This window comes from Gallicola sp. Sow4_E12 (genome assembly GCF_052116305.1).
Classification (GTDB): Bacteria; Bacillota; Clostridia; order Tissierellales; family Peptoniphilaceae; genus JBQKLI01.
In genome coordinates this window covers 69,508-82,831 of record NZ_JBQKLI010000002.1, presented here as the reverse complement: position 1 = coordinate 82,831, position 13,324 = coordinate 69,508, and the positions used below count along the sequence as shown (strand labels likewise).

Sequence of the window (13,324 nt, the reverse complement as noted above, 5' to 3'; positions counted from 1 at the left end):
AATGAAAAAACTTTACTTCCAACTGGCACTTCAGGGGATAAGAAAAAATCGAGAGTTTTACTATCCATTCCTGCTATCAGCCATAGGTATGGCGGCAATCTTTTATATCGTGAGTACTTTGCAGAGCTCAGAAGAGATTTCACAGTTTTACGGAATGGAACAGATACAGATCGTTCTAGGAATGGGCGTTTATATTATGGGAATCTTTGCTGCGATATTTCTTTTTTATACAAATAATTTTCTAATGAAACGAAGAAAAAAAGAATTTGCATTATATTCTATTCTAGGCATGGAGAAAAAACACCTTCGAAAAGTTATATTATGGGAGAATATGATCCTTGCTGTGATCACAATAGCTGCCGGATTATTCTTTGGAGCTTTATTATATAAAATAGCAGAAGGGGCTCTCTTTTTTATTATAGATAAAAGAGCTGATACAGGATATCTTCCCTCTATTGAAAACTTAGGAAAGACGGCTTTGCTCTTTGCAGCAATTTACTTTGGGATTTTTTTAAATGGAATTCGCCAAATAAGTTTTTCAACTCCGAAAAAATTAATGGAGGAAGCAAGAGCTGGAGAAAAACAGCCGAAAGCCAACTGGCTGGTAGGGGTTTTGGGGATTCTGTTTTTAGGAGCGGGATATTATATGGCAGTTACAGTTAAAAATCCATTAAGTGCAATGTCTGCATTTTTTATGGCTGTGTTATTGGTATTAGCCGGGACCTATTTTACATTTATGGCAGTATCGATTATTGTACTGAAACTTCTGAAAAAGAACAAAGACTATTATTATAAAAAGAATCATTTTACAGCAGTTTCCGGTTTGATTTATCGGATGAAGCAAAATGCTGCAGGTCTTGCCAGTATCTGCATCTTTGCTACAGCAGCCCTTATTCTGATTTCCTCTGGAGTCTCATTATATGCAGGAGGAGAAGATATTTTAAGAACAAGGTATTCTAGAGATATTATGATAACTTCAGAATATTCTCCAGAAATTCCAGAACAGCTCAAGTCTATGAAAGAGAATGTGTTGGAAGGGGATGATATAAGAACAAAGGACAATGTATCGTTCTCGAATTTATCCGTTTTGGGATCTATAGAAGGAAATAGGCTGATTTCGGGAGAAGAAGAAATTCTAAGACAAAATGTCATGGATGATAGTACAATAGGAATTCTTATAGTTCCTCAAGAAGATGCGAATAAGTATTTAGACCGGCCATTGGAGTTAAAAGAATCCGAAGCGATTCAGTTTGGAAGTAAAGATCCGATTAGCAGTTTCGAGATTGGAGATTTACAATACTCTGTAAAAAATGATTCTAGAAGGATTGAGCTTCAAGAGATGAATGATTTTCCAGCTATGGGCTCTGTGTTCTTAGTCGTTCCGAAAATAGAGGATTTGTATAAGATTAAAGATCAAATAAATATTGGTGTCAATAAGATCGAATACAATGAGTTTTTTAATTTAGATTCTCCAGCAGGCGAGAAAATGGAAGAAACTCTTAAGATCAGAACGAGTCTTAGGGAGGAAATCGAAAAGGGAAATATCAAACTCGATACTCTTGAAACGGAACGAGAAGACTTTAAAGTATTATATGGCGGGATTTTCTTTACGGGAATATTTCTGGCACTTATTTTCTTAATGGCAACTTCTCTGTCTATTTACTATAAACAGCTGACAGAAGGCCTAGAAGATCAAAAGAGATTTCAAATTCTGGAAAAAGTAGGAATGAATGACGAGGAAATTAAAGAAACCATAAAGACTCAAATTCGAGTAGTGTTTTTATTTCCTATTATTATGGCGGGAATCCATACAGCTTTTGCCTTTCCGATTTTGACGAAGCTATTGGCTCTTGCGAATATGACAAACAAACAACTGTTTCTCTACTGTGTAATAGGGGCGTTTGCAGCCTTTACATTATTTTATTTTCTAGTGTATAAAGCTACTTCAAGAACCTATTATAATATTGTAAAAAAAGCATATTAATAGTAAACTGCGGGGATTGTTCTCCGCAGTTTTTGTTTTGGAGAAAATATGAAATAAGGGTATGAATAACAAAAAGGCAAGAGATTAGAAAGGAGGATGAAATGAGAATTACTGTTATTAATGGCACAGAGATAAAGGGTTGTACCTTTCAGATAAAAGAAAGTTTTTTAGAAGAGCTGAGAAATGAAAATGATGTATTTGAATTTGTTCTGCCAAAAGACCAGCCGGATTTTTGTATCGGATGCAAAAATTGTTTTTTAAAAGGGGAAGAATATTGTCCCAATTTTGAAAAGGTATCGTTGATATGGAAGAAAATGGTAGAAAGCGATCTTATTGTTTTTCTTTACCCAGTATACGCTCTAAGGGCACCAGCACAAGTAAAAGCTTTATTAGATCATCTTTGCTATAATTGGGTTATTCATCGTCCGAATAAAGATTTTTTCAACAAAGAAATAGCGATTATAACACAAAGTATAGGAGCACAAAATGGAGCAGCGCGAAAAGAGGTAGAAACTTCTATGAATTGGATGGGGAATTCCAATATTCGGAAACTAGGATTTGGTTTAATAGAAGGGATAATCTGGGAAGAATTGTCAGAGGAAAGAAAAAATAAAATACTATTAAGAACAAAAAAGTTTTCCGAGTATTGCAAGAAACCGAGAGCACCAAAACAGGGAAAAAAAGGAAAGATATTGTTCCGACTTGGAAAAACATTGAGGAACAATAATATAAAAAAAGAAAAAGAACTATCTTTAGACAGCAGATACTGGCTGGAACAGGGATGGATAAAAGAAAAAAATTGAATAAAAAAACAGCTGAAAACAAGGAAGAAAAGCCTAGATTCCAGCTGTTTAAGGTACTGCTATAAATTTTATTCCGTATCAAACCCCACATGTTCAGTAGACAGAACATCTTCTTCTACTTTTTCGGTTCCTCTAAAGATAATCAGTCCTGCGATCATTCCGATGATTGTAGGAACAAGCCAGCCGAAACCGATACTTGACAGCGGAAGCAAAGAGTTGATTTTTGCAAGGAAAGAAGATTGAATTCCTGTGCTTAAGATAGCATCTCCAAGGCTGAAGAGGAAAGCCATTAAAACGCCGCCTTTATACGCTCCGTCATTTGGAAGGATATGGTTTATCAGTCCTAAGAAAGTCATTACGATACACATCGGGTAGATCACTAGAAACAACGGTGTTACGTAATCGACTAGGCGGTCTACACCGCTGACTCCTAAAAGCGTTCCGACGATACAAATAATGATCAGCCACATTTTGTAAGAGATTTTGTCTTTTGTAAAATCAGCTAAGAAGGCTGCAACGGTAGCAGATATTCCGATCCCTGTTGTTAAACAAGCCAAGGAAACGGGAACTGCCAATATAGTAAGTCCTAATGTTCCAAGACTTTCTCTTACAAGCTAAACTAATAGTTCCGCTTTTCCCACTTCACCTTGAACGATGTCTGTGCCGGTAGCTCCTAGATAGACTAATCCGCCATAGATAATAAAAAGACCGACAACAGAAACGATCGAGGCGATAAAGATTCCCTTTTTAAGCTCTTTTCGATTAAATCCTTTATAAGCAAAGTTTGCCAGAAAGATATTTGCCGTAATAATTCCAGTGGTTAAATCTCCTGTTAAGTAGCCTGTGAGCATAGAAGAAGTGAAGGGATGCTCATTACCCGTAGCCTGAGGCGTTCCAATAGGGCTTATAAATGTTTTTAAAATAATGGCCAATAGAAACAACAGCAACACGGGTGTTAAGTATTTTCCTACCCGGTCTACGATATGATGCTGATCGCTTGTAAATATGTAGATCAAGATAAAGAAAATGACTACAGTGACTGCGATAGGTACATTCGGAAAGACGGTAGAGATCCCGATTTCATGAGTGGTTGCCGCTACACGGGGCATTATAGAACCCATACCGATGAGTGTAGTCGTAAGCAGATAAAAAACAGTATAATACCAGGGGCTTACATGGTCCATCAACGTTTTAGAGCTGTTTCCCGTATTGCTGATAGCAATAATAGAGAGAATGGGAAGGATAATTCCAGTAGCCAAGAGTCCTAGAGAACCTAGAACCCATTGATTTCCTGTATGGAGTCCGATATCCGGCGGAAAAATTAGATTTCCCGCGCCGAAAAAGGTAGCGAACAGGGCAAAGCCTGCTATTATGCCTTCATAACCGATTGATTTTCTTTTATCCATAGGATTCCTCCTTGTTTTCGTATACTATTTTACCATTGCAGATCGTCATAGCGATTTCAATATCTTTTAAATGTTCTTTTTCTGTGGTGTAGGGATCTTCTTCCAGTACAACGAGATCAGCAAATTTCCCGGTTTCCAACGTTCCCTTTTTGTTTTCGTCAAAGGAAGGATAAGCGCCCATCTGCGTAAAGAGCCGTATAGCAGTATCGATATCCAGACCTTCTTCAGGGAGATATTCTTTTGTCTCGGCTAAATTTTTTCTTGTCACTGCAGCATAAATATTTTTCATAATAGTAAATCAGTAACAGGCGAGTCGGAACCTCCGCTTAGAGGAACGCCCGCTTCCAGCATGCTTTTCCAGCAATAGGCACTTTCCGCCCTTTCTTTTCCAAGTCTTTCATACACCACATTCATATCGTCTTCGATAAAGTTTGGCTGGATAAGGGCAAGGATATTAGATTTTGCCATACGCTTGATTAAATCTGCGGGAGTGATCTGAGAATGGACAATACTGTTTCTTATAGTGTTTTTTGGGTCATCTACCAGAGTTTTCTCAATGCTTCAATGCCCATCTCTATAGCTTTGTCGCCGATGCCGTGAATCGCCACACTCATGTTATTGTCAGCGGCTTCTTGTACGTAATGGTCTAAGGTTTTTTGATCAAAAGTAATATCCCTAAGGTGTCTTTATCGCTGTAAGGTTCTCTCATAGCGGCGGTTCTTGCGCCTAGGGATCCATCTTGAAGGAGTTTGCGAGGTCCCAGCCTAAAGAGGGAATCTCCATCTTTATCGGTAGAATAACCTGCATCTATAAATCTTTTGAATTCTTTGTCATATAAAAACAAACACTGCTCATGGACTCGTATATTTAGTTCATCTTTTTCTTCTAAAGAACGATAAGCTTTTATAATCTCCTCGAAATCGCAGGGCAGAGTCTGAAAGTCATCAGAATGGATAGAAGTGATCCCTGCTTTATGAAGATGAGATACGCTGTAGCGGATCAGCTCTTCGATATCTTCTGTTGTAAAATCAGGTAAAATGCTCATATAAAGCTTGTTCGCTTCTTCGCGCAAAATACCTTTATCCCAGTCGATAAGAGGTTCATAATCAGGATGATATCCTTTTGTTTTAACCATCTCTAAAGCTTTTGTGTTCATAGAGGCGATATGGCCGCAGGAACGAAGAAGACAAATGGGAATCTCTGTTGATACTGTATCAAGATCATCTTTTGTAATCATTCTTTTTTCTTCTAAATAAGCTTGATTCCATCCCATTCCCAATATATAAGATTTCTTTTCTTGAATTTTTTTCTGAACCATTTCCTGTATGTCTTTGATAGAATTTTGTCCAAATAATACTAGATTTGTACTGAAAAAAGCATAATGAATTAAATGCATATGGCTGTCGATAAAGCCGGGAAGAACTCGTTTGCCTTGAAGGTCGATTTTGTTAGAGCAATTTTTTTTCAACCCTTCCTCGTCACTTCCAAGAAAAAGAATTCTTCCATTTTCGATACCAATAGCTGAAAATTCACTGTTATTCGGATCCAAAGTAGATATTTTTCCGTTGTATAATAAAAGCATAGTACTCTTCCTTTCTTTTTCACGTTACAATAGTAAATTTTATTACAACATGAAAATTATGGTTTTTTGAGTGGAAATGAAACAAAAGGCTAAAGGACAAGGCTTTATGAAGGAGCAGTTCTATTATTCAATATTTCTTCGGATAATTTTATAAAAACATTTGACAAAATAGAAAAACATGTCTATACTTAAGTCAATTGAATATGAAACCAATAAATTCTAGGAATAGAACGAGTAGGTAAAGCATAAAGTTATAGAGAGTCGAGGATGGTGGAATCTTGACATGGAGTGTTTGCTGAATGGATCTATGAGAAGTGGTGTGAAATCTTTGGAGAGTACCACTAGCCGTAAGTCTTACGTTACAAAGACAGGGTATCGAAAATCAGAAAGATTTTTCCGTACCTGATAAAGAGAGATTGTTTTTACAGTCTAAAATGGGTGGCAACGCGAGATAAGGTATTTCGTCCTATAGGGAGAAGTGCTTTTTTTATTGCCCTAAAACATTCATAAACTGTAAAAATCATCTAAAATGGGTGGCAACGCGGATAACACTTCGTCCCTTTATAGGGATGAAGTGTTTTTTTTTATTTTAAATAAGGAGAAAGAAATGATCTCACCAAGTAAAGAAGTATTTGATCAAATAATAAAGAATGCAAAGGCAGTTCCAATTGTAAAAGAAATCAGAGGCGATACAGAAACGCCGATAACACTGTTCCAAAAAATTTCCCGAGAAAAAAGCTATCTTTTAGAAAGCGGCGAAGGAGCAAGATACTCCTTTATTGGAAGAGATCCGTTCTTAAGAATCGAAAGCAGAGGAGAGGAGATCCTTATAGAAGAAAATGGAATACAGAAAAAGTTTAAGGGAAAAGTTTTAGAAAAGACTCAGAAAATTTTAAAGAAATATCAGTATCCAAACAATTCGGAACTTCCAGATTTCTTAGGCGGAGCTGTAGGCTATATCGGTTACGATATCTTAAGCCAGTATGAAAATCTTGTTTTCGAAAACGAAGAGGATATGGATCTTCCAGAAGTACATCTCTTGCTAACGAAAGAAGTAGTTGTATACGATCATTTTCATCAAAAGATCATTTTAGTTGTAAATGTGGATGCAGATAAGGAAAGTTATGAAGAAGGGCTTTTAAAAATAGAAGACTTGGAAAAGGAAATCAGAGAAAATACTGCAAAAGAAGAAATCAAGAATGAAGATTCCTTTTTCACTATGAAAAGCAATGTGTCTAAAGAAGAGTTTATGGATAATGTTACAAAAGCAAAAGAATATATAAAAAAAGGAGAGATCGATCAAGTTGTTCTTTCCCAGAGATTTGAAGTCGAGACATCTAAGAAGCCTTTTGAAACCTATAGAGAGCTGAGAAGTTTGAATCCTTCTCCTTATATGTATTATCTGGATTTTGAGGAATATAAAATTGCCGGATCTTCTCCTGAAATACTCGTTAAAGCAACAAATGGGGAAGTTGAAACTTGTCCTATAGCAGGAACAAGACCTCGAGGAGAATCAAAGGAGATCGACGAAGAAAGAATAAAGGATCTATTATCCGACCCGAAAGAGCTGAAAGAGCATATGATGCTTGTTGATCTTGCGCAAGAAGATCTAGGAAGAATTTCAAAAGAAGGAAGCATTCATATTACGGAATTGAAAAAGATAAAAAAATATTCCCATGTCATGCATATCGTGTCCCATGTAAAAAGCGAAATCAAGGAAGAACTGAATGTTATAGATGCATTGATAGCCTGCCTTCCAGCAGGAACTGTGAGTGGTGCACCGAAGAAAAGAGCTCTTGAAATCATAGAAGAATTAGAAAATAAAAAAAGAGGAGTCTATGCTGGAGCGGTAGGATATATCGGATTTAACGGAAATTTAGATATGGCGATAGCCATTCGAACAATCGTGTTTGATAAAAACAAAGCGTATGTACAAGCGGGTGCGGGGATTGTAGAAGATTCTCAACCAGAAAAAGAATATTATGAAACCGTATCGAAAGCTCAGGCACTGGTTGAAATATTAAAAACAAAAGAAGCTCTATTGAGCCAAGTATAGGAGGAAGTTATGTTAAAAACAGCTGTTGAAAAAGCAAGTAAAAATGTAAATTTATCTGAAGACGAAATGATTTACGCTATGAACGATATTATGGAAGGCAAAGCTTCCCAGGCTCAAATCGGAGGACTTCTGATGGCCCTTCGTACAAAAGGGGAAACGGTAGATGAAATCACTGGAAGCGCAAAGCTCTTAAGAATAAAGTCAAGAGATCTTGGAATTTTAGAGGATTATGGAATAGATACCTGCGGAACAGGGGGAGACTGTGCCCATACTTTTAATATTTCTACAACAGTTTCTTTTGTGGCAGCAGCGGCAGGGGTCAAGGTTTTTAAACATGGAGGAAGAAGCGTATCCAGCAGCCGCGGAAGTGCAGATGTGTTGGAAGCACTAGGTGTAAATATCCATTTAAGCCCAGAAGAAGTAAAAAAATGCGTGGAACGCTTAAATATTGGTTTTATGTTTGCTCCAGATTTTAACCCGGCGATGAAGCATGCACAAGGAGCGAGAAAAGAATTAGGCGTTCGAACGATCTTTAATATATTGGGACCTCTTATTAATCCGGGGAAAGTAAAAGGACAAGTGCTGGGAGTTTTTGATGAGAATATGACAGAAACACTTGCAGAGGTTCTTAAAAATCTTGGCACAGAACGCGCTGTAGTAGTTCACGGAATGGATGGACTAGATGAGATTACCATTACCGACCAGACAAAAGTAAGCGAATTAAAAGAGGGTAAGATCAAGACTTATTTTATAGAACCGGAACAGTTTAGTATGGATAGAGCTCTTTCACAAGATCTTGTAGGGGGAGATGCAGAGGAAAATGCAGAAATTTTAAAAAGCATTCTTCAAGGAGAAAAGGGGCCAAAACGAGATATTGTGTTTTTTAATGCAGGAGCAGCGATCTATGTTGGGAAGAAAGCAGACTCTATAGAAGAAGGAATTCAAATCGCAAAAGAAATGATCGACAGTGGCAAGGCTTTTGAAAGACTAAAGGAACTGATCGCTTTAACACAGGAGGAAAACATTGTTTTTAGAGAATATATTAGAATCTAAGAAAAAAATCCTTGAAAAAGAGAAGGCAGAGGTTTCCATAGAAGAGTTGTATCAGCAGATCAATCCCGAAGAAAAATGCCGAGATATCAAAAGCCGATTTCTGCAAGGCGAAATTGGCATTATAGCAGAAGTGAAAAAAGCTTCTCCTTCAAAAGGACTCATTCGAGAAGACTTCCATCCTCTTGACATCGCAAAAGAATATGAAAAAAACAATGCGGCAGCGATCTCTGTGTTAACAGAAGAAGAGTTCTTTTTAGGAAAAAAAGAATATCTTAAAGAAATCAAAAAGAATACGTCTATTCCCGTATTGAGAAAAGATTTCATCATCGATCCTTATCAGATCGTAGAATCGAAAGTTTTAAATGCAGATATCATTCTTTTAATCGCAGCGATATTAAAGGAAGAAGAAATTATAGAATTCAGTACTTTAGCCCATAAAGTAGGCCTTCAGACTTTAGTAGAGATCCATGAAGAGGAAGAGATAGAGAAGGCATTGAAGGCAGAAGCAGATATTATAGGGATCAACAATCGAAACTTAAAGACTTTTGAAACGAGTATAAAAAACACAGAAAGAATAAAGAAGCTCCTTCCAAAAGACCAGCTTATTATTAGCGAAAGCGGAATTTATACCAGAGAAGATATGAAATATTTAGAAGAGATAGGCGTAAGGGGAGTACTTATAGGAGAAAGTCTTATGAGGGCAGACTCTATTACAGAAAAAATGAAGGAACTGCGGGGATATGAAAACGAAAATTAAAATCTGCGGACTGCAAAGCGCTGAAGACATCGAAATGGTAAACGAGTTGATGCCGGAATATGCGGGGTTTGTGTTTTGTGAAAGCAGAAGAAAAGTCAGCAAAGAAAAAGCAGAAGAACTCATAAAAAGTCTTGATTCGAAGATAAAAAAAGTAGGTGTATTTCTAGATCAGGACTTGGAGGAAGTTCATAATATTGCTCAGGACTGCAGTCTAGACATCCTCCAGTTTCACGGATCGGAAAGTCAACAATACTGTAATAGTTTTATTCAAGAGATCTGGAAAAGTTTTCTGGTTGAAGACGAAAGTTCGCTGGAAATGTTAGAAAACTATAGTACAGAAGGTTATCTTTTAGATAGTTTTGTAAAAAGGGTTGCCGGAGGAAGCGGGAAAAAGTTTAACTGGGAAATTTTAGAAAACAAAGAAATCCCTAGGACTTTTATCCTAGCTGGAGGACTTAACAGCGAAAATGTTCAAGAAGGGATCCGAAGAACAAAACCGGATATTGTTGATGTCAGCAGCGGTGTTGAAACAAATGGATGTAAGGATTATCAAAAGATAAAAGAGTTTATCAGAAAGGTGAGAGCATGAAAATAGATCTAATGGAAAAAGAACGGGATTTTGGACCTTTTGGAGGACAGTTTGTACCAGAGACATTAATGAACGCATTGACTGAATTAGAAGAGGTCTACAAAGCATCTATGAAGGACGAAGAGTTTTTAAAGGAATACAAGTACTATTGCCAGCAGTATACAGGAAGGCCCAGTCCTTTATATTTTGCAGAAAATCTTACAAAGGATTTAGGCGGCGGAAAGATCTACCTTAAAAGGGAAGATTTAAATCATACTGGGGCTCATAAAATCAACAACGCCATCGGACAGGGTCTTTTAGCAAAAAAGATGGGCAAGAAAAGACTGATCGCCGAAACGGGAGCAGGACAGCATGGTGTAGCTGCTGCAACTGTTTGTGCAATGCTTGGACTGGAATGCGAAGTGTATATGGGCTATGAAGATACAATAAGACAATCTTTAAATGTTTTCAAAATGGAGCTTTTAGGAGCTACGGTTCATCCTGTTACCTCTGGAACAGCAACGTTAAAAGATGCAACAAACGAAGCAATAAGAGACTGGGTTGCAAATGTAGAAGATACATTTTATATGATCGGGTCAGTAGTTGGACCTCATCCTTATCCTACGATGGTAAGAGATTTTCAAAGAATTATAGGAGATGAGGTAAAGGAACAGATAATAGAAACCGAAGGGAAGCTTCCTACTCATTTAATCGCCTGCGTAGGTGGAGGAAGCAATGCGATGGGACTTTTTTATCCTTTCAAAGAAGATGAATCGATTAAGATATTTGGTGTAGAGGCAGGAGGCAAGGGCATCGATACTCCATACCATTCTGCAACCTTAACAAAAGGATCTGAAGGTGTGCTGCATGGGATGATGACTTATCTTCTGCAAGATGAAGATGGACAGATACTGCCTGTTCACTCAGTATCTGCAGGATTAGATTATCCGGGGGTGGGACCGGAACATGCATATTTCCATAAAACAAAAAGAGGAGACTATACAAGTGTTACGGATAAGGAAGCCTTAGATGCTTTTGTTTATTTAACGAAGACGGAGGGAATTATTCCAGCACTTGAAAGCTCTCATGCGATCGCTTATTTAAGAAAACTTGCACCAAAGACAAAAAAAGAGGATATCATCGTTGTGAATTTGTCTGGAAGAGGAGATAAAGATATGATCACGATCACAGAACTTGTAGAGAAAGGAGAACTGGATGTTAGCAACTGTTAAGGAAACACGAATTTCAAAATGTTTTAATTCGATCGATAAAGGTGAAAATGTATTTATACCCTATATTACTGCAGGGGATCCGAATTTAGAGAAGACGAAAGAGATCGTTCTAGCATTGGAAAAAGCGGGAGCAGATATTGTTGAGCTGGGAATTCCTTTCTCTGATCCTTTGGCCGACGGACCGATTATTCAAAAGGCTGCAGGAAGATCCCTTGAAAATGGAACAAATCTTGAAAAAATCTTTAAAACCGTAGAGGAAATACGCAAAGAGACGGATATTCCTCTAGTGTTTTTAATCTATATTAATACAGTTCTTCAGTTTGGATTAGAAAGTCTTTTGGAAAGATGCAGAGAAACAGGTGTAGACGGACTGATTATTCCAGATCTTCCTGTGGAGGAGAGGAGAGAGCTTTTAGATCTTATGGAAGAATATCCTGTAGACTTAATCCCTCTTGCCTCATTAGCTTCCAAAGGACGTGTCAGCGAGGTGGTTTCCTGCGGAAGCGGATTTGTATACTGTATTTCTTCTAATGGTGTGACAGGGAAAAGAAATAGTTTTGACAACAACCTTGGGGAAATGATGAAAAATGTTCGAAAGGCGACAGATCTTCCTTTGGCAATCGGCTTTGGTATTTCTAGTGAGGATCAGATTCGGGAATTAAAGAATTTATGCGATGGAGTGATTGTCGGATCAGCCTTAGTGGAGCAGATAGAAAAGGGAATCGAAGATAATTCTATCCTAGAGAGGGTTTACGATATGGCTTTTAAGATGAAAGAAGCTGCAAGAGGTTAATGAAAAAAGCGAAGAGTGAAGATGAAAAAAGGAAAGTGGAGAAATACCACTTTCCTTTTTTGTGTTTAAAGAAAATTATGTTTCTGACGAAAAAACTTCTGCTTTTCAAACTTAGTTCAAATGATGGTTTTCTAGATGGAAAAAGTTTAAGGCGTTTTTTTCGACAGACCATTCGATCTTACGAGTATTAAAAATTTCTCCATCGATATTGCAGAGTATATTTTCAGGAGAGGTTATCATTCCTTTTTGTGTTAACTGAGTGAGGATATCTTTGGACTGGAGATGGCTGCCTTTTTTATATTTCAAGATAAGTCTTGGGATTTTGTATTTTGAAATATTCTCTAATAAAACGAGAAAAGCGGTTCCATCGTTTAATCTGCCTTTCGGATTCGGGTTAAAACCATTACCGTAAAAACTTCCGTTGCAAATAGCGCCTAATATATATTCAGAATTTCGATGAAATATTTTTTCATTAAAATAAGAGTAAATTTCATAGGGATAAGAGTTTATCTTCAGAATACTTTTGAGAATAGCTGCGTAATAAGCCTTTGTCTTCAGCTTTGGATGTTCTTCGAGAAGCTTATAGGCTTCCTTTAATATAATTGTGTCAAAACCAAAGGAAAGTACATTTAAGCAGTAGCGGCTTTTGTGATCGGAAAGTTTTGTTTCTATCAAATCAATGGGAGAAAAGAAACCTTTGTGAAAATTTTTCAAAATTTCTTCGATCTCTCTATCTTTATACAGGGTCTTGCTGAAGTCGTTCGCAGTCCCAGTTGGAAGAACGCCCATAGCGGTCTTTGTTCCTGCTAGTGCATTTGCAGCTTCATTTAAAGTACCGTCTCCGCCGCAGACAATTACAACACCAGAGTCTTCTTTTTGACAGGAAAAGTCTCTTGCAAGTTCTTGTGCGTGGTTTTTGTGTTTTGTTTCCCGGATTAAAAAAGAAATTTTTTGGAGCTGCATTTCTCGTTGGATCTGTTCATGTAATTTGTGGCTGCTGGAACCTGCCTTTGTGCTGATAATAAATAGAAATTCCTTCATAGTATGCTCCTTTGTCTAAAGTTTAGTTTATCGGAATTTATATTTAAGT

At 37.3% G+C, this 13,324-nt stretch carries 12 protein-coding genes, 1 pseudogene and 1 other annotated feature; of the genes and pseudogenes, 8 read left to right on the top strand and 5 right to left on the bottom strand.

Going from position 1 to position 13,324, the window contains the following annotated elements; translation table 11 throughout:
• Position 1: 1 nt before the first annotated feature.
• Positions 2–1,984 (top strand): FtsX-like permease family protein, encoded by a 1,983-nt coding sequence (locus ACTQ46_RS01555; protein WP_441746970.1) that lies wholly within the window; start codon positions 2–4, stop codon positions 1,982–1,984.
• A gap of 101 nt (positions 1,985–2,085) precedes the next feature.
• Positions 2,086–2,787 (top strand): flavodoxin family protein, encoded by a 702-nt coding sequence (locus ACTQ46_RS01550; protein ID WP_441746968.1) that lies wholly within the window; start codon positions 2,086–2,088, stop codon positions 2,785–2,787.
• A gap of 68 nt (positions 2,788–2,855) precedes the next feature.
• On the opposite strand, the pseudogene brnQ reads toward ACTQ46_RS01550, so the two are convergent.
• The 4 genes and pseudogenes from brnQ to ACTQ46_RS01530 all read right to left on the bottom strand — a co-directional run bounded on the left by brnQ (position 2,856) and on the right by ACTQ46_RS01530 (position 5,775).
• Positions 2,856–4,193: pseudogene (gene brnQ, locus ACTQ46_RS01545) on the bottom strand (branched-chain amino acid transport system II carrier protein).
• Positions 4,186–4,482 carry an amidohydrolase family protein gene (locus ACTQ46_RS01540; RefSeq protein ID WP_441746966.1) on the bottom strand — a complete coding sequence of 99 codons (297 nt, stop codon included), beginning with the start codon at positions 4,480–4,482 and terminating at the stop codon, positions 4,186–4,188. Before ACTQ46_RS01540 ends, brnQ begins: the two are co-directional and overlap by 8 nt.
• A complete protein-coding gene (locus ACTQ46_RS01535) occupies positions 4,479–4,715 on the bottom strand; it encodes an amidohydrolase family protein (RefSeq protein ID WP_441747206.1) in 237 nt (78 codons plus the stop codon). The genes ACTQ46_RS01540 and ACTQ46_RS01535 overlap by 4 nt, the downstream gene beginning before the upstream one ends.
• Positions 4,716–4,839: 124 nt before the next feature.
• A complete protein-coding gene (locus ACTQ46_RS01530) occupies positions 4,840–5,775 on the bottom strand; it encodes an amidohydrolase (protein WP_441746964.1) in 936 nt (311 codons plus the stop codon).
• Between the two features lie 212 nt (positions 5,776–5,987).
• Positions 5,988–6,247, top strand: a binding site (T-box leader).
• Between the two features lie 135 nt (positions 6,248–6,382).
• On the opposite strand from ACTQ46_RS01530, the gene trpE reads away from it, so the two are divergent.
• Genes trpE through trpA form a run of 6 tightly spaced genes read left to right on the top strand, consistent with a single transcriptional unit; the run spans position 6,383 to position 12,234 of the window.
• Positions 6,383–7,831 carry an anthranilate synthase component I gene (trpE, locus tag ACTQ46_RS01525; protein ID WP_441746962.1) on the top strand — a complete coding sequence of 483 codons (1,449 nt, stop codon included), beginning with the start codon at positions 6,383–6,385 and terminating at the stop codon, positions 7,829–7,831.
• 9 nt (positions 7,832–7,840) lie between these two features.
• Positions 7,841–8,884 carry an anthranilate phosphoribosyltransferase gene (gene trpD / locus ACTQ46_RS01520; RefSeq protein WP_441746960.1) on the top strand — a complete coding sequence of 348 codons (1,044 nt, stop codon included), beginning with the start codon at positions 7,841–7,843 and terminating at the stop codon, positions 8,882–8,884.
• Positions 8,856–9,641 carry an indole-3-glycerol phosphate synthase TrpC gene (gene trpC / locus ACTQ46_RS01515; RefSeq protein WP_441746958.1) on the top strand — a complete coding sequence of 262 codons (786 nt, stop codon included), beginning with the start codon at positions 8,856–8,858 and terminating at the stop codon, positions 9,639–9,641. Before trpD ends, trpC begins: the two co-directional genes overlap by 29 nt.
• Positions 9,625–10,230: a phosphoribosylanthranilate isomerase gene (locus ACTQ46_RS01510; RefSeq protein WP_441746957.1), complete on the top strand. Its 606-nt coding sequence runs from the start codon at positions 9,625–9,627 to the stop codon at positions 10,228–10,230. Before trpC ends, ACTQ46_RS01510 begins: the two co-directional genes overlap by 17 nt.
• On the top strand, positions 10,227–11,441 hold the full coding sequence (gene trpB, locus ACTQ46_RS01505) for a tryptophan synthase subunit beta (protein WP_441746955.1): 1,215 nt from the start codon (positions 10,227–10,229) through the stop codon (positions 11,439–11,441). The genes ACTQ46_RS01510 and trpB overlap by 4 nt, the downstream gene beginning before the upstream one ends.
• A complete protein-coding gene (gene trpA / locus ACTQ46_RS01500; RefSeq protein ID WP_441746953.1) occupies positions 11,425–12,234 on the top strand; it encodes a tryptophan synthase subunit alpha in 810 nt (269 codons plus the stop codon). The genes trpB and trpA overlap by 17 nt, the downstream gene beginning before the upstream one ends.
• A 111-nt stretch (positions 12,235–12,345) precedes the next feature.
• On the opposite strand, the gene ACTQ46_RS01495 is transcribed toward trpA, so the two are convergent.
• Complete coding sequence (locus tag ACTQ46_RS01495) at positions 12,346–13,275, bottom strand: diacylglycerol/lipid kinase family protein (protein WP_441746951.1); 930 nt, start codon at positions 13,273–13,275, stop codon at positions 12,346–12,348.
• Between the last annotated feature and the right edge of the window lie 49 nt (positions 13,276–13,324).